Origin of the sequence: Nocardia panacis (genome assembly GCF_003598715.1) — a bacterium.
In the GTDB taxonomy this organism is placed as follows: domain Bacteria; phylum Actinomycetota; class Actinomycetes; order Mycobacteriales; family Mycobacteriaceae; genus Nocardia; species Nocardia panacis.
The window spans coordinates 225,854-250,110 of sequence record NZ_QZFU01000041.1 but is presented as its reverse complement, the minus strand read 5'-3'; the positions used below and the strand labels follow the sequence as shown (position 1 = coordinate 250,110).

Below are 24,257 nucleotides of genomic sequence, written 5' to 3'. Positions count from 1 at the left end.
GGTTCTCCCACCTGGTGCGCCGACCCGAAACGTGAGAGGGGACGGGTCGGCGCATCGCTGTGGGGCGGCACAATGGGTGGTTGTTGAGGTAGTCGACAGGTAGCGCCGATACACGCCATCGATCCGCGCCATCGCCCTCGGCGGGAGTGGTTCCGTAGCGGCGGTTCGCAGCCGCGTATTGCTGACCAAGCACCTGCGGCAACAACTTTCGGTTGTGTCGCATGGGCGCGTCGATTGTTTGACCCCTTCCCGGTCGGTCGGCTCGAATGACGCCAGCCGAGCAAGGAGGGCCGCCCGTGTCGTCATTCGTCCATCTGCATGTCCACACCGAGTACTCGATGCTCGACGGCGCGGCCAAGATCGAGCCGTTGTTCGACGAGGCATCGCGGCTCGGTATGTCCGCGGTCGGGATGACCGATCACGGCAATATGTTCGGTGCGGACGAGTTCTATCGGGTCGCCACCGAGAAGGGCGTCAAACCGATCATCGGGATAGAGGCGTACGTCGCACCGGGCAGTCGGTTCCACAAGAAGCCGGTGCTCTGGGGGCAGGCGGGGCAGCGCGGCGGTGACGATGTGTCCGGCGGCGGCGCGTACACGCATATGACCATGCTGGCCCGCGACGCGCGCGGACTGCGCAATCTGTTCGCGCTGTCCTCGCTGGCGAGTATCGAAGGCTACTACCGCAAACCGCGCATGGATCGGGACCTGATCGCCGAGCACGCGGCGGGCGTCATCGCCACCACCGGCTGCCCGTCCGGCGAGGTGCAGACCCGGCTGCGACTCGGTCAGCGGGACGAAGCGCTGCGGGCCGCCGCCGACTACCGCGATATCTTCGGCGCGGAGAACTTCTTCGTCGAACTGATGGATCACGGCCTGACCATCGAACGCTCGGTGCGCGAAGGGCTGCTGGAGATCGGCGCGAAACTGCGGCTCGCGCCCTTGGCCACCAACGACTCCCACTATGTCGCGCGCGCACAGGCCGAGGCACACGCGGCGCTGCTGTGTGTGCAGGCGGGCAAGACGCTCGGTGATCCGACGCGATTCAAATTCGACGGCGACGGCTACTATTTGCGCTCGCCCGAGGAGATGCGCGCCTACTGGGATGTCGAGGTGCCCGGCGCGGCCGACAGCACGCTGCGCATCGCGGAGCGAGTCGAATCCTATGCCGAGGTCTGGGCGCACGCCGACCGGATGCCGGTCTACGACGCGCCCGACGGCTACGACGCGCCGGGCTGGTTCCGGGAGCAGGTGCTGCGCGGCCTGGACCGCCGCCTACCCGGCGGGGTGCCCGAGCAGTACCGGCGCCGCGCCGAGTTCGAACTCGACATCATCGTGCGCAAGGGCTTCTCGGCCTACTTCCTGATCACCGCCGACCTGATGAATTACGCACGGGAGCAAGGTATCCGGGTGGGACCGGGCCGAGGTTCCGCCGCCGGGTCGCTGGTCGCCTACGCGATGGGCATCACCAACCTCGACCCGATCGAGCACGGTCTGCTGTTCGAACGGTTCCTGAATCCGGAACGTGTCTCCATGCCCGATATCGATATGGATTTCGACGACCGCCGCCGCACCGAGATGATCCACTACGCCACCGCCAAATACGGTGCGGACCGGGTGGCGCAGGTGATCACCTTCGGCAAGATCAAGACCAAGGCCGCGATCAAGGATGCGGCGCGGGTCCATTTCGGGCAGGCGGGATTCGCCCTGGCCGACCGCGTCTCCAAAACGCTGCCGCCACCGGTCGCGGCGAAGGATATTCCGCTGTCGGGAATTATCGACCCGGCCCACGAACGCTATCCGGAGGCCGCCGAGATCCGCGCGCTGCTCGAATCCGACCGCGATGTCGCCACCCTGTTCGAGACCGCGCGCGGATTGGAGGGGCTGATTCGCAATGCGGGTGTGCACGCGTGCGCGGTGATCATGTCCGCGCAGCCGCTGCGCGAGGTGATTCCGCTGTGGCGACGCGAGGACGGCGCGATCATCACCGGCTGGGACTATCCGTCCTGCGAGGCCATCGGCCTGCTGAAAATGGATTTCCTCGGCCTGCGCAATCTCACGGTGATCGGTGACGCGATCGACAATATCGTCGCCAACCGCAGCGAGACCATAGACCTGGACACGTTGGGCACCGACGACCCGAAAACCTATGAGCTGCTCGGCCGAGGCGAAAGTCTCGGCGTCTTCCAGCTCGACGGCGCGGCCATGCGCGAACTGCTGCGCCGCATGGCGCCGACCGGTTTTCCGGACATCATCGCGGTGAACGCGCTCTATCGTCCCGGTCCGATGGCGATGAACACCCACAACAACTACGCCGACCGCAAGAACGACCGGCAGGCCATCGAGCCGATTCATCCGGAACTGGCCGAACCGCTGCGCGATATTCTCGCCGAAACCTTCGGCCTGGTCGTGTATCAGGAGCAGATCATGCAGATCGCCCAGCGGGTGGCCGGATTCTCGATGGGTCGCGCCGATGTGCTGCGCCGCGCCATGGGCAAGAAGAAACCCGAGGTGCTGGCCAAGGAGTTCGAGGGTTTCCGGGCGGGTATGCGGGACAGCGGCTTCTCCGACGACGCGGTGCGGGCGCTCTGGGATACCGTGCTGCCCTTCGCCGGATACGCGTTCAACAAATCGCATGCGGCGGGCTACGCGCTGGTCGGCTACTGGACCGCGTACCTCAAGGCCAATTATCGGGCCGAATATATGGCGGCACTGCTCACCTCGGTGGCCGACAACAAGGATAAATCCGCCATCTACCTCGCCGAATGCCGCCAACTCGGCATCAGGGTGCTCCCACCGGATGTCAATGAATCCTCGCTGCGCTTCGCCGCCGTCGGGGACGATATCCGGTTCGGACTCGGCGGGGTCCGCAACGTGGGTGCCAACGTGGTCGACTCGATCATCGAAACCCGCACGCACAAAGGCGACTACACCTCGTTCACCGACTTCCTGGAGAAGTCCGAACTCCTCTGCTGCAACAAGCGGGTCCTCGAATCCCTCATCAAGGCAGGCGCGTTCGACTCTTTCGGACAACCACGCCGAGCACTGCTCGATATCCATGAGGATGCCGTGGACGCCATCACCGGACTCAAACGCAGCCGGGCACTCGGCCAATTCGACCTGTTCGACCTCGGCGCGGCCGAAACAGCCCGCGACGCTTCACCGCTCGCACATCTGCGGATCGGCGACCAGGAGTGGCCGCGCGACGAGCTGCTCGGACTCGAGCGGGAGATGCTGGGGCTCTATGTATCCGGGCATCCACTCGACGGCGCGAACCACCTGCTGCGGCGACACGCGCCGAAACCCATTGCGGCGCTGCTGGCCAACCCACCGCGCGAAGGCAACGTCGCCATCGCGGGAATGATCTCCGCGCTGGAACGCCGGGTCAACAAGAAAGGCGAGAGCTGGGCCATCGCGCAGGTCGAGGATCTGGACGCCGCCGTCGAGGTGCTGTTCTTCCCGAAGTCCTACGCGCTGTTCGCCACCGAACTCGCCCTCGACGCGGTGGTCGCCGTGGCGGGGCGAGTCAACTGGCGGGAGGAGCGGATGGCGATCTTCGGCGCTCACCTCGCCACCCTCGAGGCGGGTGCGGAGGAACCGCCGCTGACCCTGGAACTCGCCGCGGTGCATACCGATCGCGAGACCGTCCGCGAACTCAAATCCGCGCTCGACGCGCATCGCGGGGCGACACCGGTCCGGCTGGTCGTCTGCTACGGCAAGCGGCGCACCACCGTCGCGGTCGACCGGTATCCGGTGACGGTGTCCTCGGCGCTGCTGGGTGAGCTGCGGGCGATTCGCGGTGTCAAAGTTCTTGTATGAGTACCGGATCGCCGCGTCTGCTCATCCCGCAATCCCCGCCATCCCGGTGAACGCGCGATCGTCGCATCGTGCCACCACTCGCTCACTCGAACCGTCCGCCGCGACCGCGCGCACCGTGCCGCCCAGGTCGCAGACGTACACCGTGTCCTCGGCGATGTCCACGGTCAAGCCGATGGCCTCGTGGAAGCCGCCGGCCAGGATCCGCGGTGGCGCACCGGATTCACCCCGCGCCGGGATGGGGGCGCGGTTGAGGGTATTGCCGTTCGGTTTCGCGCCGCGATCGGTCCAGTACAGGTAGCCGTTCACCAGGTCGGCCCACAGGTCGATCGGCTCGGGCAGGTCCCGCCACAGAGTTTCGATATCCGTGCGGGATGCGGCCGACTCCCCCGCCGGAATCTCGCGCCCCGCGCGCAGGATGCGCCCCTTGCCGCCCTTGGCCGGACCCTTCTGCGTCCAGTACAGGTCTGTCGCGGTGATCGCGATACCGACGCACTGCGCCATTTTGCCCAGTGGCCGGTTCACGATCAGATCGGTGACCGGTCCGCCGCCGACCTCGACCGTGCTCACCTTGCACCCCTCCCGATCCGCCCAGTAGAGCCGTCCCGCATTCAGCGCCAGCTGCTTCCCCGTCGTCAGCGCACCCTCCGGAAGTACGGTCTCGCGCGTGCCGCTGTGCAACGTCACGGATTCGATCGAACCGTTGGGCGCGGAGAAATCCTTGACCGCACCCTTCGAGGTCGGCTTGCCCATGGTGGTCCAGTACAGGCGATCAGCCGTCGGGTCGTACACCAACCCGTCCGGGAAATGCCCGGCATCCGCCACCGCGACCGTCACCGACCCGGCTCTCGGATCAATCCGGACAATCGCATCATTGCGAATATCGAGTACCACAAGCGCATCGAACACTGGGTTCTCCTCTCGGCGCTGCTCCAACTCCAACGCTAGATCGTTGATCTCGTGAACACCGACATCCGAGCGCGCCCGAGCGCCGAAACACGATCGAGCGGGGCGGGCGCGGAGTAGGTTGGATCGAGGGGTCGCGGCGGCAGGGGTGCACATGGTCGACGAAATCGAAGCACTTGGGCCGGAGTTCTTCGCGGACCCACACGGACACTATCGGCGCTGGCGCGAGCAGGGGCCGGTGCACCGGGTGCGGCTGCCGAGGGGAACGCCGCGGTGGGTCATCCTCGGCTATGCGCAAGCCCGTGCGGCACTGACGGATTCCCGCCTGCGGAAAGATATCGACGGCATGATCGCGGCGACGCGGCAGCAGAATCCGCACACCGCCTTCAATCCGGAATCGCTGAATCTCGGCCCGCACCCGCTCAATAGCGATCCACCCGACCACACGCGCCTGCGCCGACTCATCGGCCCGGCCTTCACCCCGCGCAGCGCCGAAGCCATGCGGCCGCGCATCCAACAGATCACCGACGAACTCCTCGACAGTCTGGCCGACCACGAAACCGTCGATCTCATAGCCGCATTCGCCATGCCGCTGCCGGTCATGGTGATCTGCGAACTGCTCGGCGTCCCCTACACCGACCGCCCCCGCTTCCGCGCCTGGTCCCAATTGCTCGTCACCTCCACGGGCACCGCCGAACAACGCCACGCCGCTTCCCGCGAAATGTCCGCCTACCTAACGGATCTGATCGAAGCCAAGAAATCCGCCCCCGGCGCCGACCTGCTGTCCGACCTCGTCCGAGCCCACACCGCATCCCACCTGACCGCCGACGAACTACTCGCCACCGCCTACCTGCTGCTCATCGCGGGCCACGAAACGACAGTCAACCTGATAAGTTCCGGCGTCAACACCCTGCTGCACCACCCCGATCTGCGGCGCACCCTCCAGCAGGACCCGACCCGAATCCCCTCCGCCATCGAAGAATTCCTCCGCCTCGACGGCCCCGTCGACTTCACCACACCCCGCTACACCGCCGCTCCGCTCCCCGTCGGCCCCATCGAGATCCCCGAGGGCGAATTGGTCTCCATCAGCCTCGCCGCCGCCAACCGCGACCCGGCCCACTACCCCCCCCCCCACACCATCACCCTCCCCACCCCAACCCCCCACCTCGCCTTCGGCCACGGCATCCACCACTGCCCCGGCGCCCCCTTGGCCCGCCTCGAAGCCGAGATAGCCCTGACCTCCCTGCTTCACCGCTACCCCACCCTCGCCCCCGCCGCACCCACCCCAACCCACCATTACAGCCTCGTCATCCAGGGCCTCACCACCCTCCCCATCCACCCCACCACCCCCTACCGGCCCGGAACGGACTGCCACACCGTGTCGCCCTGGGCCGTCGACCAAACACCTAACGAGTAGACCGCCGGAACAGGACGCCCGCGAGAAGGCAAGCGACGCTGCTGATCCCGCCGAATTCGAGCACCGCGAGCCACAGATGATCTCCCATGGGCGCGCCGAGGAGGAGCCCGCGTAGCGCATCCACCGCATGGGTCATGGGCTGATCGGTGGTGATGATCCGCAGCCAACCCGGCATCGTCTCCGTGGGCACGAGCGCACTGCTGAAGAACACCGGGATGATCAACAGCGCGGCCAATTGCTGTGTGACTTCCTCCGCAGATTCTCCGGCCCGGACAGTTTGGCGTCCACGGCGACCGATTGACCGGTCATCCCGATGCGGGCCTGCACCCGTTCGGGTTCGCGCCGCACATCGTGACCGGCGACCCGCACCGTGCCGGAATCGGGTCGCAGCAGGGTGGTCAGGATACGCACCATCGTCGTCTTGCCCGCGCCGTTGGGACCGAGCAGCGCGGTCACGGTCGCGGCCGGGACCGCGAGGTCGACGCCGTGCAGTCCGGTGCCGCCGTCGAATACCTTGGTCACGCCCTCCGCCGAGATCATCACCGGCCTCGACCCAGCCGGTCGCCGATCCAGGTCTGCCAGCCCACTAATACGCGGGGCGGGCGCGCGTGCACCCGTTCGGCGACGGCGTTGGAATTCCACCGTGCCGCCCGGACGCAGGCGGACTCGTTGACTGTGTGATTCCAGCGCGCGGCCCGGTCCCGCCCGGCAGAGTTCCAGCGCAGGGCACGAACCCGGCCCGCCCTATTGGAGTTTCGGTCGGGTGCGCGCTCGTGATCAGGCATGCCGGGGAGGCGATGCATGGCGAGGTGGAGGCGGTCGATGATGGATTCGCTACGGCTCATGGCCAGACCTTTTCGTATTTCATACGCCTTGTTCGTATGCGATACGAATACGGTATTCGTATGCTGTACGCATGTCAACGGCAGACACCGGACCGATCTGGACCCGACCCGAACCGGCAGGGCGCAAACCGCGCTTCACCAGGGATCAGATCGCCGCCGCCGCCCTGCGCGTCGCCGACACCGATGGCTTCGACGCGGTCACCATGAAACGCATCGCGGCGGAACTGGGGTCAGGCACCATGACGCTGTACTACTACGTGCGCAACAAGGCCGATGTGGTGGCATTGATGCAGGACGCCATCCTGGCCGACCTCCTGGTGCCCGACGCCGAATTGCGCGCGGGTTGGCGCGCGGCCACCGCCACCATCGCCCGCCGCACCCGCACCGTCCTCATCGCACACCCCTGGGCGGCGCTATCACTCACCGACGCCGCGTTCGGCCCGAATGCCATGCGGCACATGGAACAGAACCTGACAACCCTGGCCGCGACCGAACTGGGCATCACCGAGAAATTCGCGCTCATCGCCGCCGTCGACGCCTACGTACTCGGCACCGCCCTACAGGCCATCGAATTGGCCTCCCGCGCCGACTCGACCACCGAATCCGTCGCCGCGGCAATCCAATTCGGCGAGGCACTACTCGAGACCGGCGAGTTCCCCGAACTCGACGCGGCCTATCGGGAACAGCGCGACGCGACCGCCCCACCGATGACCGATCCGGCCCTGCGCGAGCAGTTCGAGCAAGGGCTTGCCGCACTTCTCGACGGGTTCGCCGCCCGCCTGTCACTCAGTTGAGATATCCAGCGCACACCTCGGTTTATTGAGCAGGGCGAGCGGACCCTCTCCGGTAACGCAAGCAAACGGCGACCCGAGCCGCTGTGTGCGAATTCGACACGCCGCTGCCGTTCGCTCAGTATGTTGCGCGGCTATGCGCCCGTGGTGCATCAGTTCTCGACGCAATGCGCTCGACTATCGAACAGCACTATGTCGACAGGACGTTCGGCAAGTGCTCGACCAGTACACTTCCGGGAAGTACGGGAATGAACATCAGGGGAAAGTACAGAAGATTCCGCACGCACACCCCAGAACGAAAGCAACCCTCTACCTATTTGCACAGGTAGAGGGTTGCTTATACGCTCCCCCATCTGGACTCGAACCAGAAACCTGCCGATTAACAGTCGGCTGCTCTGCCAATTGAGCTATAGGGGATTGTTCCCGGCTCTCCCTCTCGGGCGGGCCGAGAACAAACTCTAGCGTATTGGTGTGAGCGTTCCCAAATCGCGCTTCTACCTGGGGGCATGCGGAGAACCGGGCGCTGTGGGGGTGGGGTGGGGACAGGGGGATCCGGATCGACACCCGTTGGGGGCGTCGGGCAGGATGGGAGCCGCGAATTGGCAACTGGGAGGAGCAGATCGAGATGTTGCGGTTGATGATCGGCATAGCGGCGGGCTATGTGCTCGGTACCAAGGCCGGGCGGGTCCGCTATGAGCAGATCAGCGCCGCGACCCGAGCCGTCACCGAGAGTCCGGTCACACGCAGGTTGGTGCTCATCGGCAGGCAGCGACTGTCGGACAAATTGAGCACGCGCCCGAAACTGGAGCCCATGCGGCCACTGGACGAGCGCACCACCCTGCTGGTCCCGCAGGACCAGCTGCGCCGCTAGCCGGCCAGGGCGACCACCTGAGCCGCGTCGGCCTGCAGCTCCTCCGGGGCGCGCAGGCCGGTCGCGGCGAGGGAGGCGTACCTCCGCCTTCGCTTCGGCCATGATGCGCCGACAGCGCCCATTGGGCGTCCACGAGCCTGCCGCGTATCCGGCATCGCAGCGATAGGGTCACCGCGGACGCAGGCGGCGAAGTTCTCCACACCCCACTATTTGCTGGGCGCGAAATCGTCCGAATTCCCCATGGCCTGGGTGAGCAGACTCTTTCGATACTGTTCGAGCGCCACCAGATCGCCGAACAGCGCCATATAGGCATCGGATTCCTCGGTGGAGGAGATGCGTTGCAGTTTGGATTTCAGCTCGGCAATCTGCCGCCCCACCCAGGATTCCTGCGCCCGCGCCAACACTCCGGTGACGAATCTCGGAATATCGCCCGCGGACTTCACCGGTAGCTGCTCGCCCGCCAATTCGGAGATCAGGGCGCGCACGGTGAGGTCCTCGGCCCGATCCGCGACCGCGTTGACCCACTCCGCGCCGCCGAGCCCGGCCGCGGTGCCGCCCGCCTCGGCGATGAGACCGCGCACCGTGACATACACCGGATGGGTGAACGCCTCCGGCTCCAGAGCATCGAATACCGCGCCCGCGATGGCCGGGTATTGCAGTGCGGCGCACAGGACTTGGCGCTGCGGCAGCAGCGCGGGATCGCCGGGGTTGGGTCGTCCGGCATCGCGCTCGACCTGCGAGGCGACCGCCGCACCGTTGGCAGCGGGCCGGGACCCATTGGGAGCGGTGCCATTTCGCGTTCGACGCGCCTCGTCGCCGACCCGGCGGACCACGGTCTGGATATCGTCCCAGCCGACCCAGCCCGCCAGTTTGGTCGCGTAGGCCTTGCGCAGGGCGTTGTCCTTGATCTGGGCCACCACCGGCACCGCGCGCCGCAGCGACTCCACCTGCCCCTCGGCGGTATCCAGGTTGTTCTCGGCGAGCAGACCACGAATCACGAACTCGTACAGCGGCGTTCGACGCGCCACCAGGTCGCGCAGCGCGCCGTCGCCGGAATGCTGGCGCAGTTCGCACGGGTCCTGTCCGTCCGGGGCCACCGCGATGTAGGTCTGCCCGGCCAGGCGCTGGTCGCCCGCGAAGGCTTTCAGCGCCGCCGCCTGGCCTGCCGCGTCGCCGTCGAAGGTGTAGATGATCTCCCCGCGCCAGAAATTGTCGTCCATCAGCAGGCGTCGCAGGATCGCCAGGTGATCCTCGCCGAAGGCGGTGCCGCAGGAGGCGACGGCCGTCTTGACCCCGGCCAGATGCATGGCCATCACATCGGTGTAGCCCTCGACCACCACCGCCTGATGGCCCTTGGCGATGTCCCGCTTGGCGTGGTCGAGTCCGAACAGCACCTGAGACTTCTTGTACAGCACCGTTTCCGGGGTGTTGATGTATTTGCCCGGCATGGTGTCGTCCTCGAACAGCTTGCGCGCGCCGAATCCGATGACCTCGCCGCCGAGGTTGCGGATCGGCCACAGCAGCCGCCGGTGGAACCGGTCGATCGGGCCGCGCTTGCCCTGTTTGGACAGGCCTGCCGCCTCCAGTTCCTTGAATTCGAAACCCTTGCGCAGCAGATGTTTGGTGAGGGTGTCCCAGCCGTCGGGCGCGTAGCCGCAGCCGAACTGTTGGGCCGCCGCGCCGTCGAAGCTGCGGTCGGTGAGGTATTTGCGGGCCGCCTCCGCCGCGGGTTCGCGCAGCTGGGACATGTAGAACTCGTGCGCGGCGGCGTTGGCCGCGACCAGACGGGAGCGGGTGCCCCTGTCACGCTGCACGGAGGGGCCGCCGCCCTCGTAGTTGATCTGGTAGCCGATCCGGTCGGCCATCTGCTCCACGGACTCGACGAATCCGATGTGCTCGATCTTGCGCAGGAATTCGTAGACGTCGCCGCCCTCACCGCAGCCGAAGCAGTGGAACAGGCCGTGGTTGGGCCGCACGTGGAAGGAGGGCGATTTCTCGTCGTGGAACGGGCACAGACCGCGCATGGTATCCACGCCCGCGCGCTTCAGGGCGACGTACTCCCCCACCACGTCCTCGATTCGGACGCGGTCGCGAATCGCCGCGATATCGCGGTCGGAGAGTCGTCCTGCCACGCAGCGAGTCTAGGCCGGCACGCGGAAAGTTCGCCGGGCGGCCGGTCAGGGCACCGCGGCGGCGATCCGCTCCAACCTGCTCTCGGTGTAGGAGGCGATCTGGTCGACGATGACCCGCACCCGCGCCCGGTCGTCGGCGGCGGCGTGCCACCACGGCAGCAGCACCGGGTCCAGTTCGCGCGGCGCGGTGTGGAGCAGTCGGGCCGCCACCGCGTGGATGCGGGCGCGCTGTTCGGCCTGCTGCTGTCGGTGTCGCTCATCCGACATGACGTAGCGCAGTGCCACCGTTTTGAGAACGGCCACCTCGGCGGCCACGATGGGCGGTATCTCGAGATCGGCGGCGTATCTCGTGAGCGGACCGGCGCCCGCGACGCGCCGGGTGGCGGTGATGGCCGCGATGGCGAAGCGGCCGACGAGTTCGCTGGTCAATTGCTTGAGCCCGACCGAGCCCGCGAAGGTGCCGTCGTAGGGCGCCACCGCCGCCACCACGGGCAGTTCCGACAGGCGCTGGGCGGCCGCGATCAACTCCGCTGCGGTCAGCTCCGGATGCTGCCGATGGCCGAGGGCCGCCAGCTCGGCCTGTTCGGTGCGATCGGCCAAGGCGCGCAGGTCGATTCGGCCCGCGATCACCCCGTCCTCCACATCGTGCACCGAATAGGCGACGTCATCGGACCAGTCCATGATCTGGCATTCCAGGCTGCGCCTGCGCTCGGGTGCGCCGCGCCGGATCCATGCCAGTCGGTCGGCATCGATATCGTAGGCGCCGAATTTGGTGCCGGAACCCGTTCTGCCCCAGGGATATTTGAGGGTGGCGTCCAGTGCGGCGCGGGTCAGGTCCAGGCCCGCGCTCGCGCCGTCGGGGGTGCGGATCTTGGGTTCGAGGCGGGTGAGGATGCGCAGATTCTGGGCATTGCCCTCGAATCCGCCGTGGGCGTCGGCGAATTCGTCGAGCGCTTTCTCACCATTGTGGCCGTAGGGCGGGTGCCCGATATCGTGGGCGAGTCCGGCCAGGTCCACCAGGTCGGGGTCGCAGCCCAGGCCGTCGGCGATGCTGCGGCCGATCTGGGCCACCTCCAGCGAATGGGTGAGCCGGGTGCGCGGGGTGTCGCCCTCGCGCGGACCCATCACCTGGGTTTTATCCGCGAGTCGGCGCAGCGCCGCCGAATGCAGGACGCGCGCCCTGTCCCTGGAGAATTCGCTGCGATGACCGGCTTCCGAGCCGCCGAGACCCGCGGTCTTCGGTGCTTCGGTGACCATCCGCTCGGTGTCGAATTCGGTATAACCCATCGAATATCACTGTCCCGCCGTGTATTTGAAGTCCGCCGAGAAGTGGGTCAACCGGTACCACAGCAGCGCGCCGGTCTCGCGGGCGATGCCGTGCGCCTGGGATTCCCTGGTGTACACCGCGGGTCCGGTGCGGGTGGGCGCGGTCCAGGCCCGCAGACCCTCGTCACGCGCCATGGTCCTGGTGCGCATGGAATGCCACGGATCACTGACCAGCACGGCCGACCCCATATCCCGCGCCGCCATGGCCACCGCCACCGCCTCGATGCTGCGCAGCGTATTCGAGCCGGTCTCCACCGCCAGGATGCGGTCGGCGGGGATGCCGCGCGATTGCAGATAGTTCTTGCCCGAGGCCGCCTCGGTGTAGAGGTCGCCCTCCTGCTTGCCGCCGACGGTGATCACCTTGGGCGCCACACCCGCGCGAAACAGCTTGTACGCCTGGTCGAGTCGCGCCTCGAATACCGTCGAGGGCGTACCCGAGTACTGAGCCGCGCCGAGCACCACGATGGCGTCGGCCTTCGTGTAGTCGTCGATGCGCGCGACCTGCCAGACGCGCAACGCCGTGCCGCCGACCAGGACCAGCGCCAGCAACACCCCACCGGCGACCAACCGGCGCGACCACCGCGCCATCGCGGGACCGGGGCCGCGCGACAGACCGGATTCGCGAACCGAAGCGCCGCCCAGTGCCGATTTCACTCCCCAAGTCTGCCAGGTCGCCGCACACCCGACGCACCGACACCTATGACCCCCGCCACAGCGGATCGAGGATACCGGCAAAACTTACCGATAGGTGAGTACTGAACAAATTAGTGAGTACTTGTCGGATCATGCGGTGTGGGATCAGGATTTGCAGGGCGCGCCGGGGGATTCGGAAATTCGATAGAGGAGTGAACAATGGCGGATTCGCCGCGTATTTCGGTGCTCGGACTCGGGGCAATGGGCCGCGCCCTGGCCGAAACCTTTGTGAAGGGCGGATATTCGACGACCGTGTGGAATCGCAGTTCCGGCAAGGACGCCGAACTGATCGCGCTCGGCGCGCAGAGCCCCGGCGCCCTGGCGGCAGCGCTCACGGCGGGCGAGGTGATCGTGGCATGCCTGCTCGATCACGCCTCGGTGCACGAAACGTTGGATCCGGTGGTCGAATCGCTGCGCGGGCGAATCCTGGTGAACCTCACCAGCACTCGCCCGGATCAGGCCCGCGAACTGGCCGAGTGGGCCGGGCGGCACGACATCGAGTATCTCGACGGCGGCATCATGGCCACCCCGCACCTCATCGGCGGACCCGCCGCCGCGATCTACTACAGCGGCTCGCGGCGGGCCTTCGACGAATACCGCCCTGTCCTCGAAACACTGGGCGGGGCCGAGTATTTCGGCGCGGACGCCGGAAATGCCGCGGCGGTCGACTTCGCGCTGCTCGCCGCGATGTACACCATGTTCGCCGGTGTGCTGCACGGTGCGGCGGTGGTGCGCTCGGTCGGCATGTCGGCCGAGGATTTCGGGCAGCGGGCCGCGAATTTCCTGTCCGCCATGACCTTCTCGCTGCCCACGGTGGGCAAGCGGGTCGACAGCGGCGACTATTCCGATCCGGAACAGGATCTGTACTTCACCAAGTCCGCGGTGGACGCGATCGTGGCGACCAGCCGCGCCGCCGGTGTCGACCTCGACATCATCGGCGCGGTGCGCGACCTCATCGATCGCCAGATCGCGTCCGGGCACGGCCGCGAGGGTTGGGAACGGATCTTCGAGAGCCTGCGTCCCTGACTACCAGCCGCGTTCGCGCCACTCATCGAGGTGCGGCCGGTCCACCCCCAGGGTGGTGTCATCGCCGTGGCCGGGATAGACGGCCGTGTCGTCCGGGTAGCGGTCGAACAGTTTGGCGGTGACATCACCGAGGAGCGAAGCGAAATCCTCGGGATTGAGAGTGCGACCGACACCGCCGGGGAACAGCGAATCACCGGTGAACAGATGGACCCGACCGGCGCCGTCGGTGAGGGCGAGCGCGACCGAACCCGGCGTGTGCCCGCTCAGGTGGATCACCTCGAAACGCAGGTCGCCGATCTCGAGGACATCGCCCTCGTCGAGCAGGCGGTCCGGGCGAACCGGCAGCGGGTCGGCGTCGAGCGGGTGCGCGGCCGTCGGCGCGGCGGTGACGGCGGCCGTCTCCCGCAGCGCGGCCCAGTGGTCGCCGTGCTGATGGGTGGTGACGATCAGGCGAACCTGCCCCGGCGCTTCCTGCGCGAGCAGTTCGGCCAGACGCTCGGCCTCGTTGGCGGCATCGATGAGCAGCGCGGCGCCGGAGGCAGTGTCCTGGATGAGGTAGCAGTTATTGTCCATCGGTCCGACGGACAACTTCACGATCCTGGCTCCGGGCAGGTCGCGCTGCTGCGGATTCGCACCGGGCGCGACATGACCGGTGTACTGGCGGTCGATGGTGATCACCCGACGATGCTATCGCCGGGTTCGACTCGGACGCCGTGCGAGCCCTTTGGGCGACCGCGCCGGCAACCGCCGCGAGCACCGCATCCTGCACTATTGGGGCATGAGTCTCGCGGCACACCTGGAGCGAATCGGCAGACCCCTCATCGAGGAGCAGTTGGCGCACCCGACCGTGGCGGGTATCGCCCGAGGCGACCTGCCCGACCCGGTCTTCCGCTCCTGGCTCGAACAGGACTACCTGTACCTGCTCGACTATGTTCGCGTCTTCAGCAAGCTCGCGGCCCAGGCCCCGGACACCCATCTCGGCTACCTGGTCGACCTGGCCCACGCCACCTTTCACGATGAACTCGCCCTACATCGCGCACTGGCAGCCGAATTCGACGCCGACCTGGACAACGCCACCAAAGGCCCGGCGTGCCAGGCATATACGACATTCCTCCTGGCCGCCGCCGCGGACTATGCCGAAGGACTGGCCGCTCTCTACCCCTGCATGTGGGGCTACACCACCATCGGCGCCGCCCTGGCCGAGAACCCACCCGCCGATCCGCGCTACCGCCGCTGGATCGACACCTACACCGATCCGACATTCCTTTCGCTGACCACCCGGTGCGCCCGACTCCTCGACGAATCCGCGCCGCCCCGCGCCCGCGCCGAATCCCTGTTCATGGCGGCCATGCGCCACGAACTCGCCTTCTGGAGCGTGCCGTAGCGCGAATAATCCGGCGCCGAACGCTTTTTCGCGCTCGATAACGCCATTTCGACGTGAACGCCCTACGCTGGCAACGTGGTTGAGGATAATCTGCGCGCTTCGGACGGCGATCGGGAGAAGATTGTCGAACAACTGCGGCTGGCCATGAATGAGGGCAGGCTGACAGTGCACGAATTCGACGACCGATTGCAGAAGGTATACGCGGCGCGCACCTATGGCGAACTGAGTCCGGTATTGGCGGATCTGCCGGTGCCGAAGGAGTTGCGCGCGATAAAGAAGAACGCACCGGCGCTGTCGGTTGCCGCCGTGCCGCAGTGGGTGATCATCATGTGGATCCCGTGGGTGGCGATCAACGCGCTGCTGCTCACCATCTGGGTGGCCACGGGCGCGGGCTACTTCTGGCCGTTCTGGGCGGCGGCGCCGACGGCGGCGGCGCTGCTCATCCCGACCGGAATCGGCGTGCTGATCCACAAACCCAAGCAGTGAGAGTTCTCGGCCCCGCCCGAAGCGGGGCCGAGAAACCTATGCGCCGATGAGGTGCTGGGCCAGGTAGGACTCGACCTGGTCGAGCGAGATCCGTTCCTGCGCCATGGAATCCCGCTCGCGCACGGTGACGGCATGATCGTCCAGGGAATCGAAATCGACCGTGATGCAGAACGGGGTGCCGATCTCGTCCTGGCGACGGTAGCGGCGACCGATCGCGCCCGCGTCGTCGAATTCCACATTCCAGTTGCGACGCAGTCGCGCGGCCAGATCCTTCGCCTTCGGGGTCAGGTCGGCATTGCGCGAGAGCGGCAGCACCGCCGCCTTCACCGGCGCGAGCCGCCGATCCAGGCGCAGCACGGTGCGGGTGTCGACACCGCCCTTGGTGTTGGGGGCCTCGTCCTCGGCGTAGGCGTCGACCAGGAACGCCATCAGCGAGCGGGTCAGGCCTGCCGCCGGTTCGATGACGTAGGGGATGTAGCGCTCCTTGGTATTCGGGTCGTGGAAGGCGAGGTCCGCGCCGGAATGTTCGGAGTGGGTCTTCAGGTCGTAGTCGGTGCGGTTGGCCAACCCCTCGAGCTCACCCCATTCGCTGCCCTGGAAGCGGAAGCGGTACTCGATATCGACGGTGCGGGTCGAGTAGTGCGACAGCTTCTCTTTCGGATGTTCGAACAGGCGCAGGTTCTCCGGGTCGATGCCGAGGTCGGTGTACCAGGCGAAGCGGGTGTCGATCCAGTACTGGTGCCACTGCTCGTCCTCGCCGGGTTTGACGAAGAACTCCATCTCCATCTGCTCGAACTCGCGGGTGCGGAAGATGAAGTTGCCAGGGGTGATCTCGTTGCGGAAGCTCTTGCCGATCTGCGCGATACCGAACGGCGGCTTTTTGCGCGCCGTGGTCATCACGTTGGCGAAGTTGACGAAGATGCCCTGGGCGGTCTCGGGACGCAGGTAGTGCAGGCCCTCCTCGGATTCGACGGGGCCGAGGTAGGTCTTGAGCATCATGTTGAAGTCGCGCGGTTCGGTCCAGCGGCCGACGGTGCCGCAGTCCGGGCAGGCCACCAGTTCCATGGCGACCGAGTCGGGATCGTCGACCTTGTTCTTCTGCGCGTACGCCTCCTGCAGGTGGTCCTGCCGGTGGCGGTGGTGGCAGTTGAGGCATTCGACCAGCGGGTCGTTGAAGACACCGACGTGGCCGGAGGCCACCCAGACCTGGCGCGGCAGGATCACCGAGGAGTCGAGTCCGACCACATCCTCGCGGCTGGTGACCATGGCGCGCCACCACTGCTTCTTGATGTTCTCCTTGAGTTCGACGCCCAGCGGCCCGTAGTCCCATGCCGACTTGGTGCCGCCGTAGATCTCACCGCACGGGTACACCAGACCCCGGCGCTTGGCGAGGTTGGCAACGGTGTCCACCTTCGACTTGGGTGCCACGCGAGATTTCTCCATCCACTGCGAATCGGATTCGTTCGGCCCGGAGTCGGGCCGCGTACCCCATAGCGTATCCATCGGCCCGAGGATGGCTCGCACCCGCTCCTTACCATTCGGGCATTCCACCCGGTACGGTTGGAGCAACCCCCTGATCTTCGACCACTACCCGGCGTGCCGAGTTTGACATGCGCACCTGTGCATATCAAAATGGGATCGCTTTCCAATAAGGAGTTGGTCCCCATGCCCACCGAGGCCGCCGCCCACCCGCACAACCCGTACCGCTCGCCCGCCCCCGCGCCGGTTCCCGCGCGCACGGTGCTCGAGGACGCGGGCGAACTACTCCGGGCGCTGGCCGCACCGGTCCGCATCGCCATCGTGCTGCAACTGCGCGAGTCGCCGCGCTGCGTCCACGAACTCGTCGATGCGCTGGGAGTGACACAACCGCTGGTCAGCCAGCATCTGCGCATACTCAAATCCGCGGGCGTCGTGCACGGGGAGCGGTCCGGTCGCGAGGTGCTCTACGAACTCGTCGACGACCACCTGGCCCATATCGTGGTCGACGCCGTCGCGCACGCCGAGGAAGGGTGATCCGTGCCAGACAAAACGATCGCGCAGGCCAAACCGGTCGGGGTCCGCAGCACCAGGCAGCGCAGCGCCATCGCCGCGCTGCTCGGTGATATCGACGAATTCCGATCCGCCCAGGAACTGCACGACGAACTGCGCCGCCGCGGCGAGGGCATCGGCCTGACCACCGTCTACCGCACCCTGCAATCGCTGGCCGACGCCGGACTGGTCGACGTGCTGCGCACCGATTCCGGCGAGTCGGTGTACCGGCAGTGCTCCAGCGGCCACCACCACCATCTGGTGTGCCGCCACTGCGGCCACACCGTCGAGGTGGAGGGTCCCACCGTGGAGGCGTGGGCCGAATCCATCGCGGGCGAACACGGTTTCACCGAGGTGAGCCACACCATGGAGGTGTTCGGCACCTGCAAGGCGTGCGGCAAGGCGCGCCGTTCCTAACGCATATTCCGCCCCTTCGCTCGAATAATCCTGAGCGAAGGGGTTTTTCGTCTCTTCTCAAGCCACCGAGACCTCCGGAATCGTCGCCATCCGGGCGGCCCATTCCGGATACATCCGCATCTTCCGCTGGTGCAGCGCGAGGATTTTCGCGCCGAGGTCGGGATCGAGATCGTCGGAGACATCGGGGCCGATGGCCAGTTTCGCCAGATGCGGAATGATCTGCGGATCGCCCGCCAGATGCACCGGGTCGTGCATGTAGCGCTCGAGCGCGGCGAGATCATCGATCCCGACGCAATAGGCGTGGGTGAAGCCTGCGGCCGGATCGCCGAGACATTGGCCGACCGTGCCGAAGCGGGCCGATGCCACTGCGGACGTGCGCCGCATGAGGTCGAGCACCTCGGCCTGCTCCGCCGCTGTCGTCTCGTCCCTGAAGCGGAACCGGAGCGTGTGGATGATCATCAGTACCTCCATTTTGAACTTGCTGGTTCAAAGTAGTGAATCAATCCGTCTAATGCAAGGAACCATCAGGTTAAAATGGGCGATGCGGTGCGCTACGATGCCGAATGTGGCGGAGACGAAAACCCGACGGGGACGGGCGGATAAGCGGCAGGCGATCCTCGATGTCGCCTTCACGGTGTTCGCCGAGCGCGGCTACCGACAGACCTGCGTCCAGGAAATCGCCGATGCGGCGGGCGTGGCCAAACCCACCGTCTACAACCACCTGGCCGATAAGGAAACCCTGTTCCGGGAGGCCATGCTGGCCGCGGCCGACGCCGCGGCCGCCGAATACACCGCCGCCGTCGACCGACTGCGCGATCCGGGTCCGGATCTGCGCGCCGCCCTCACCGACACCGCCGCGCGCCTGCTGCGCGGCGGTTCGGGCGAGCGCGGCCGCGCCCTGCACCGCCTCGCCAGCGCGCATTCCGCCGAATATCCGGCGCTGGTCGATGAGGTCATGCGGCGCACCATGATTCACCTGCGCGAAGCCCTGGCGGACCGCCTGGCCCGCCTCGCGCTGGCGGGCACGCTGCGCCCCTGCGATCCGGATGTGGCGGCCGAACAGTTCCTCGCCCTGCTCACCGCCCCGCTGGAAACCCGAACCCGCCTGGGCACCCGCACACCCACCGCCGCCGAACTGCGCGCCATCGCCGATTCCGCCACGGACACCTTCGTGCGCGCCTATACCTAGCGAAAGCGCCCGTGCACCAGTTCAATTCGCGACGGCAGCACAACCCGACCCGCGTCACCGGGTAGCCGAGCGAAGGTCGGATCGTTTCCTCGGCGAATGCCGGAATCCTTTTCGAGCCCAACATCTTTGGGTGGGTACACATCGAGTGATGCTGCGCTCGAGCGGATTCCGGTATTCGCCCAGGCGGCGATCCGGTCGACCCCGCGCGGTCGGATCTGTCCATAAATCGAATGTTCGTTCTTTTAGACATCTCCACGGTCCCACCGCGCCCGCCGGCTTGTCAAGAACGAACATTCGTTTTATTTTGAATCATGCCGCGAGTCAGCCAGGAACACCTGGACCGCCGCCGACAGCAGATCCTCGACGCGGCGCAACTGTGCTTCACCCGCAAGGGATTCCACGAGACCTCCATGCAGGACGTCTTCGCCGAATCCGGCCTGTCCGCCGGGGCCGTCTACCGCTATTTCAAGAGCAAGGACGACCTGATCGCCGCCATAGCCGCCGAAACCATCGGCACGCTGGGGACCACGATCGCGACCCTCATCGACCGACATCCACTGCCGACACCGGACGAACTCGTCGCCACCATGGCGGAGGTGGTGGTGGCCAACAGCGAACCCACCGGACGCATCCGCCTGGCCCCGCAGGCGTGGGCGCTGGCCATGGTGCGTCCCGAGGTCGCCGACTTCGTCGGCGAGGGTATTCGCAAGCTGCGCGCCAGTTGGCGCACCTACGCCGAACGCATGCGCGCGGAAGGCTGGCTCGCACCCGACGCCGACCTCGACGCGGTCGCCGCCGCCATCCTCGGCGTCCTGCCCGGCTTCCTGCTCCAGCATCTGATCCTGCGCGACGTCGACCCGCAGACCATGGCCCGCGGCATCCGCGCCCTGCTCCCCTACGGACCCCGCTGATCCCTTTCGGACCTCACTGATCCCTTGCGGACCTCACTGATATCCCCTACGGACCTCACTGATCCCTACGGACCTCACTGACTACAGCCAGCCGAGCCGCTCGGCCTGACGCACCGCCTCGGCCCTGGTCGACGTGCCGGTTTTACCGATCGCCGCGGAAAGATGGTTCCGCACCGTCCCCTCCGACAGATGCAGACGGCGTGCCAGCACCGCGACCGTCGCGCCGCCCGCCGCGGCGGCGAGCACCTCGCGTTCGCGGGCGGTGAGCGGCGAGGCGCCGGTGGTCAACGATTCGGTGGCCAGGGCCGGATCGATGACACGCAACCCCAGATGCACCCGACGCACCGCGTCCGCGAGTTCCCGCGCGGGCGTGTCCTTGACGACGAACCCGCTCGCCCCGGCATCGATCGCGCGCCGCAGATAACCGGGCCGACCGAAGGTGGTGACCATCAGCACCCGCACCTCGGGATGGGCCGCGCGCAAGCGTTCGGCCACCGAAATCCCGTCCAGCCCCGGCATTTCCACATCGAGCAGCACCACATCCGGCCGGGCCGCGCCCACCGCGTCCACCACCTCGTCGCCGCGACCGACCTCGGCCACCACCTCCAAATCGCGCTCCAAACCCAGCAGGGCCGCGAGCGCGCCGCGCACCAGCGCCTGATCGTCGGCGAGCAGCAACCGGATCATCGCCCCGCCCCCACCGTCGCCGCCACGCGGACGCCCCCGCCCTCGGTGGACGAGACGGTCAGCGTGCCGCCCGCCGCCCGCACCCGCTCGCGCAGCCCGGACAGACCCGAACCGGAGGCGGTGCGATCCATCCCGCGACCGTCGTCGAGCACCTCGATGGAGGTGCTCGTCACCGTGACCGCGCAATGCCGGGCCGCGCTGTGCCGCACCACATTCGTGATCGCCTCGCGCAGCACCCAACCGAACAGCTCCGCCTCCCCCGCAGGCAAACCGTCCGGCTCCGGCAACACGGCCTCGATCCCGGCCGCCGCCAAAGCCGAGCGCGCATTGGCCAACTCACCCCGCAGCGACACCTCCCGCAACCCGCCGACCGTATCGCGCACCCCCGCCAGCGCCTCGCGCGCCAACCGCTCGATATCGGCCAACTCCGTCCTGGCCCTGGCCAGATCGACATCCATCAGCCGCTGCGCCAGTTCGGATTTCACCGTGATGACGGTCAGCGAATGCCCGAGGATATCGTGCACGTCGCGCGCCACCCGGTTGCGCTCGGCCACGATCGCCAACTCCGCCCGCTGCCGCCTGGCCAGCAGCCGCAGCCGAGCCCCCCGCTTCCCGACCTCGCGCGTCACCCAAATAACCACCGGCACAAACGACAACACGATCGACAAACCGCCGAGCCGCCAACTCGGCATCACGAGGATCGCTACCAGAATCGTCACCGAGACGACAATCGCGACATAGCCGGATTGGCGGATCGGCATGGTGAATATCGCGACCGTGGAGATGTAGATGGCGGTGGGCAGCGCGGGCGGGCCGAGCGTGGCCACCATGCCCGCCGTGAGCGCCGTCAACCCGAGCAACAGCAGCCACACCCAGGCGGCCGGGTGCGGCGGCTCGCCGACATCCTCCCATTCGTGCTGCTTGGCAGCGGCGAAGGAAGCCGCCACCAGCACGGCGAAACTGACCACGCACCCGGCCCCGATCATCGCCCGCACCGGATGACCGGAACCCCAGCTATCGACGATCGGCCCGATCAGATAGAACAACCAGGCCACCGCCAGCATCGCGCCGAACCAGCCGCGCCGCAGCGGACTCACCTCCACCGAGCCCACCCCGAAAATCCGGTCGACCAAACGCGACAGCCGCTCCCACATCCCACACCTCCGCTCCAGGGAAATCATGCGCCGCGAACGCGACCGCAGGCCCGGACGGCTGTCACGGTTCGGGCATGACAAATGTCAGGGCAGCAGCCCGACCCGCGACCGACCCACCCCCGACAGCACCAGCAGCAGCATGGTTGCCAGCGCCTGATCGTCGAGACCGGCGGCGGGGAAGGTGTAGCGCAGAATGATATCGGCCAAGTCGCCGCGCGCGATCACCGTCAGCAGACCGAACTGCAACGCCGCATTCCGCTCGGCCACCCGCTTGTGCAGTTGCGGTTTGCGCGGCCGATCCCAGGCCAGCACGCAGGTCATCGTCAGCACATCCAGGCCGTCGGCCAGATTCACCCCGCGCAGCGAGCACAGCCCGCCCTCGTACTCGAATCCGATCGAGCCGTCGTGCTCCACCCGAACCGCCACGTTGTATTGCGACAGCACGGCGCCCGCCCGCGCCTGCAACTGCTCCGCCGGAGTGGCCGGGGCGTCGATATCGCTCACTTGACGCCACCGAAACGACGATCCCGCTGGGCGTAGGCCAGGCACGCCTCCCACAGATTGCGCCGGTCGAAATCCGGGAAAAGCGTCTGCTGGAAAACGAATTCGGCATACGCGGCCTGCCAGATCAGGAAGTTGGAGCTGCGCAGCTCACCGGAGGGCCGCAGCAGCAGATCCACATCCGGCATATCCGGCTCGTCCAGGAAACGGGCCACCGTCGCCTCGTCGACCCGCTCCGGATCCAGTTCACCCGCCGCCACCCGCCGCGCGATCTCCCTTGCCGCGTCGGCGATCTCGGCCCGACCGCCATAGTTGACGCACATGGTCAACGTCATCACCGTATTGTCCTTGGTGAGCTCCTGCGCGACCTCCAACTCGTTGATCACGCTGCGCCACAGGCGCGGTCGCCGACCAGCCCAGCGGACCCGCACACCCAACTCGTGCATCTGGTCGCGGCGGCGGCGGATCACATCGCGATTGAACCCCATGAGGAAACGCACCTCATCCGGGCTGCGCTTCCAGTTCTCCGTCGAGAAGGCATAGGCCGAGAGCCATTTCACGCCGATCTCGATACAGCCCTCGACGGTGTCCATGAGCACCGCCTCGCCGCGCTCGTGTCCGGCGGTGCGGGGTAGTCCGCGCTCCTGCGCCCAGCGACCATTGCCGTCCATCACCAACGCCACGTGATTCGGCACGAATTCCGGCGGCAATTGCGGCGGGCGCGCCCCGGAAGGATGCGGCGACGGCGGCCGGACCGCCCGACCGGCGCTCGGCGCGGTCCTGCTGGAGGAGTCTCGACGGAGGATCACACGCACCATCCTGCCCGATGCCCACGCCCCCGCAAGACCGCCCCACACGGTCGCGGTCGACCCCGCGATCTCTCGGGCGAAGACGATCAGGCGTTTTCCATCGCGGTCCGCGGTCGGGAACGCTCGATCAAGGGCAGGGTGCGCAGTTGCCGCTCCAAATGCCATTGCAGATGCGCGGCGACCAGACCGCTGGCCTGGCGGCGCATCGAGTCCGGGACCGATTCGACCTCGGCCCATTTGCCCTCCAACAGGGCGACCAGGAATTCGAGGACGCCGGGTGCGGGGGTGGCGGCCCCCGGCGGGCGGCAGTGCACGCAGACCGCGCCGCCCGCCCCGACATGGAAGGCGCGATGCGGGCCGGGAGTGGCACAGCGGGCGCATTCGTCCAATACGGGAGCCCAGCCCGCGAAACCCATGGCGCGCAACAGGTACGCGTCCAGGATCAGCTCGTGCGGACGCTGTTTGGCGGCGATGGCGCGCAGCGCGCTCGCGGTGAGCGCGTGCAGTTTCGGCGCGGGCGCACGCTCCTCGCCCGCCAGCCGCTCGGCCGTCTCCAACACCGCGCACGCGGTCGTGTAGCGCCCGTAGTCGTCGACGATATCGGCGGCGAACGCCTCCACCGTGTGCACCTGGGTGACCGTGTCCAGCGTCCGCCCCGGATGCAACTGCACATCCACATAGGCGAACGGCTCCAACCGCGCCCCGAACCGCGACTTGGTCCGCCGCACCCCTTTGGCCACCGCCCGCACCAACCCGTGCTGCCGCGTCAACAAGGTGACAATGCGATCCGCCTCCCCCAGCTTGTGCTGGCGAACCACCACCGCCTCATCCCGATACAACCGCACCGCCCCATCCTCCCACGCCCACCT

26 protein-coding genes and 1 tRNA gene are annotated in these 24,257 nt (G+C 67.2%); 11 read left to right on the top strand and 16 right to left on the bottom strand.

Annotated features, from left to right (window positions below):
• The first annotated feature begins 266 nt into the window (after positions 1-266).
• Complete coding sequence (dnaE, locus tag D5S18_RS29235; RefSeq protein WP_120044329.1) at positions 267-3,818, top strand: DNA polymerase III subunit alpha; 3,552 nt, start codon at positions 267-269, stop codon at positions 3,816-3,818.
• Between the two features lie 21 nt (positions 3,819-3,839).
• On the opposite strand, the gene D5S18_RS29230 is transcribed toward dnaE, so the two are convergent.
• Complete coding sequence (locus D5S18_RS29230; protein WP_120044521.1) at positions 3,840-4,724, bottom strand: NHL repeat-containing protein; 885 nt, start codon at positions 4,722-4,724, stop codon at positions 3,840-3,842.
• 151 nt (positions 4,725-4,875) lie between these two features.
• Here D5S18_RS29230 and D5S18_RS29225 point away from each other — a divergent pair, with 151 nt between their 5' ends.
• Positions 4,876-6,138, top strand: coding sequence for a cytochrome P450 family protein (locus D5S18_RS29225; RefSeq protein WP_120044328.1), 1,263 nt, complete (start codon positions 4,876-4,878; stop codon positions 6,136-6,138).
• On the opposite strand, the gene D5S18_RS29220 is transcribed toward D5S18_RS29225, so the two are convergent.
• The 3 genes from D5S18_RS29220 to D5S18_RS34605 are packed head-to-tail and all read right to left on the bottom strand — an operon-like array spanning position 6,128 to position 6,983.
• A complete protein-coding gene (locus tag D5S18_RS29220) occupies positions 6,128-6,373 on the bottom strand; it encodes an ABC transporter permease (RefSeq protein ID WP_158608018.1) in 246 nt (81 codons plus the stop codon). The two genes, D5S18_RS29225 and D5S18_RS29220, sit on opposite strands and share 11 nt — an antisense overlap.
• Positions 6,358-6,660 (bottom strand): ATP-binding cassette domain-containing protein, encoded by a 303-nt coding sequence (locus D5S18_RS29215; RefSeq protein ID WP_345789820.1) that lies wholly within the window; start codon positions 6,658-6,660, stop codon positions 6,358-6,360. Before D5S18_RS29215 ends, D5S18_RS29220 begins: the two co-directional genes overlap by 16 nt.
• A gap of 17 nt (positions 6,661-6,677) precedes the next feature.
• Positions 6,678-6,983 carry a hypothetical protein gene (locus D5S18_RS34605; protein ID WP_147404257.1) on the bottom strand — a complete coding sequence of 102 codons (306 nt, stop codon included), beginning with the start codon at positions 6,981-6,983 and terminating at the stop codon, positions 6,678-6,680.
• A gap of 71 nt (positions 6,984-7,054) precedes the next feature.
• On the opposite strand from D5S18_RS34605, the gene D5S18_RS29210 reads away from it, so the two are divergent.
• Entirely contained in the window at positions 7,055-7,777 is a 723-nt protein-coding gene (locus D5S18_RS29210) for a TetR/AcrR family transcriptional regulator (protein ID WP_120044325.1), read from the top strand.
• A 341-nt stretch (positions 7,778-8,118) separates the two neighbouring features.
• Here the strand turns inward: D5S18_RS29210 and D5S18_RS29205 are convergent.
• A tRNA-Asn gene (locus D5S18_RS29205) sits at positions 8,119-8,191 on the bottom strand.
• Between the two features lie 208 nt (positions 8,192-8,399).
• Here D5S18_RS29205 and D5S18_RS29200 point away from each other — a divergent pair.
• On the top strand, positions 8,400-8,645 hold the full coding sequence (locus D5S18_RS29200) for a hypothetical protein (protein ID WP_120044324.1): 246 nt from the start codon (positions 8,400-8,402) through the stop codon (positions 8,643-8,645).
• Between the two features lie 206 nt (positions 8,646-8,851).
• Here D5S18_RS29200 and dnaG read toward each other — a convergent pair whose 3' ends face one another.
• The 3 genes from dnaG to D5S18_RS29180 are packed head-to-tail and all read right to left on the bottom strand — an operon-like array spanning position 8,852 to position 12,691.
• Entirely contained in the window at positions 8,852-10,777 is a 1,926-nt protein-coding gene (dnaG, locus tag D5S18_RS29190; protein WP_120044322.1) for a DNA primase, read from the bottom strand.
• A gap of 45 nt (positions 10,778-10,822) precedes the next feature.
• Positions 10,823-12,064 (bottom strand): deoxyguanosinetriphosphate triphosphohydrolase, encoded by a 1,242-nt coding sequence (locus tag D5S18_RS29185; RefSeq protein ID WP_120044321.1) that lies wholly within the window; start codon positions 12,062-12,064, stop codon positions 10,823-10,825.
• Between the two features lie 6 nt (positions 12,065-12,070).
• Complete coding sequence (locus tag D5S18_RS29180) at positions 12,071-12,691, bottom strand: YdcF family protein (protein ID WP_120044520.1); 621 nt, start codon at positions 12,689-12,691, stop codon at positions 12,071-12,073.
• Between the two features lie 264 nt (positions 12,692-12,955).
• Between D5S18_RS29180 and D5S18_RS29175 the strand changes: the two genes are divergently transcribed.
• Positions 12,956-13,822 carry an NAD(P)-dependent oxidoreductase gene (locus tag D5S18_RS29175; RefSeq protein WP_120044320.1) on the top strand — a complete coding sequence of 289 codons (867 nt, stop codon included), beginning with the start codon at positions 12,956-12,958 and terminating at the stop codon, positions 13,820-13,822.
• Here D5S18_RS29175 and D5S18_RS29170 read toward each other — a convergent pair whose 3' ends face one another.
• Positions 13,823-14,500 (bottom strand): MBL fold metallo-hydrolase, encoded by a 678-nt coding sequence (locus D5S18_RS29170; RefSeq protein ID WP_120044319.1) that lies wholly within the window; start codon positions 14,498-14,500, stop codon positions 13,823-13,825. It abuts the gene before it with no gap.
• Between the two features lie 100 nt (positions 14,501-14,600).
• Between D5S18_RS29170 and D5S18_RS29165 the strand changes: the two genes are divergently transcribed.
• Positions 14,601-15,206, top strand: coding sequence for a TenA family protein (locus tag D5S18_RS29165; RefSeq protein ID WP_120044519.1), 606 nt, complete (start codon positions 14,601-14,603; stop codon positions 15,204-15,206).
• A gap of 75 nt (positions 15,207-15,281) precedes the next feature.
• Positions 15,282-15,692 (top strand): DUF1707 SHOCT-like domain-containing protein, encoded by a 411-nt coding sequence (locus tag D5S18_RS29160; RefSeq protein ID WP_120044318.1) that lies wholly within the window; start codon positions 15,282-15,284, stop codon positions 15,690-15,692.
• A 36-nt stretch (positions 15,693-15,728) separates the two neighbouring features.
• On the opposite strand, the gene D5S18_RS29155 is transcribed toward D5S18_RS29160, so the two are convergent.
• Positions 15,729-17,120, bottom strand: a complete 1,392-nt coding sequence (locus D5S18_RS29155) for a glycine--tRNA ligase (protein ID WP_120044317.1) — start codon at positions 17,118-17,120, stop codon at positions 15,729-15,731.
• Positions 17,121-17,357: 237 nt separating this feature from the next.
• Here D5S18_RS29155 and D5S18_RS29150 point away from each other — a divergent pair, with 237 nt between their 5' ends.
• Together D5S18_RS29150 and D5S18_RS29145 are read left to right on the top strand one after the other, a co-directional pair.
• Positions 17,358-17,705, top strand: a complete 348-nt coding sequence (locus tag D5S18_RS29150) for an ArsR/SmtB family transcription factor (protein ID WP_120044518.1) — start codon at positions 17,358-17,360, stop codon at positions 17,703-17,705.
• Positions 17,706-17,708: 3 nt separating this feature from the next.
• Positions 17,709-18,137 carry a Fur family transcriptional regulator gene (locus D5S18_RS29145; protein ID WP_120044316.1) on the top strand — a complete coding sequence of 143 codons (429 nt, stop codon included), beginning with the start codon at positions 17,709-17,711 and terminating at the stop codon, positions 18,135-18,137.
• A 57-nt stretch (positions 18,138-18,194) separates the two neighbouring features.
• On the opposite strand, the gene D5S18_RS29140 is transcribed toward D5S18_RS29145, so the two are convergent.
• Positions 18,195-18,596: a Dabb family protein gene (locus D5S18_RS29140; protein ID WP_120044517.1), complete on the bottom strand. Its 402-nt coding sequence runs from the start codon at positions 18,594-18,596 to the stop codon at positions 18,195-18,197.
• 106 nt (positions 18,597-18,702) lie between these two features.
• Between D5S18_RS29140 and D5S18_RS29135 the strand changes: the two genes are divergently transcribed.
• On the top strand, positions 18,703-19,326 hold the full coding sequence (locus tag D5S18_RS29135; RefSeq protein ID WP_239004069.1) for a TetR/AcrR family transcriptional regulator: 624 nt from the start codon (positions 18,703-18,705) through the stop codon (positions 19,324-19,326).
• 311 nt (positions 19,327-19,637) lie between these two features.
• Positions 19,638-20,237 (top strand): TetR/AcrR family transcriptional regulator, encoded by a 600-nt coding sequence (locus D5S18_RS29130; protein ID WP_120044314.1) that lies wholly within the window; start codon positions 19,638-19,640, stop codon positions 20,235-20,237.
• An 81-nt stretch (positions 20,238-20,318) separates the two neighbouring features.
• On the opposite strand, the gene D5S18_RS29125 is transcribed toward D5S18_RS29130, so the two are convergent.
• From D5S18_RS29125 to recO, 5 genes are all read right to left on the bottom strand, one after another.
• Positions 20,319-20,924 (bottom strand): response regulator transcription factor, encoded by a 606-nt coding sequence (locus D5S18_RS29125; protein WP_120044313.1) that lies wholly within the window; start codon positions 20,922-20,924, stop codon positions 20,319-20,321.
• Positions 20,921-22,078: a sensor histidine kinase gene (locus D5S18_RS29120; protein WP_239004068.1), complete on the bottom strand. Its 1,158-nt coding sequence runs from the start codon at positions 22,076-22,078 to the stop codon at positions 20,921-20,923. The genes D5S18_RS29125 and D5S18_RS29120 overlap by 4 nt, the downstream gene beginning before the upstream one ends.
• A gap of 84 nt (positions 22,079-22,162) precedes the next feature.
• Positions 22,163-22,573, bottom strand: a complete 411-nt coding sequence (locus tag D5S18_RS29115) for a YbjN domain-containing protein (RefSeq protein ID WP_120044515.1) — start codon at positions 22,571-22,573, stop codon at positions 22,163-22,165.
• A gap of 5 nt (positions 22,574-22,578) precedes the next feature.
• The gene (locus tag D5S18_RS29110; protein WP_239004067.1) at positions 22,579-23,397 is read right to left on the bottom strand and encodes an isoprenyl transferase; all 819 of its coding nucleotides are present in this window, start codon (positions 23,395-23,397) and stop codon (positions 22,579-22,581) included.
• A gap of 77 nt (positions 23,398-23,474) precedes the next feature.
• Positions 23,475-24,233: a DNA repair protein RecO gene (gene recO / locus D5S18_RS29105; RefSeq protein WP_120044312.1), complete on the bottom strand. Its 759-nt coding sequence runs from the start codon at positions 24,231-24,233 to the stop codon at positions 23,475-23,477.
• Positions 24,234-24,257: the final 24 nt, after the last annotated feature.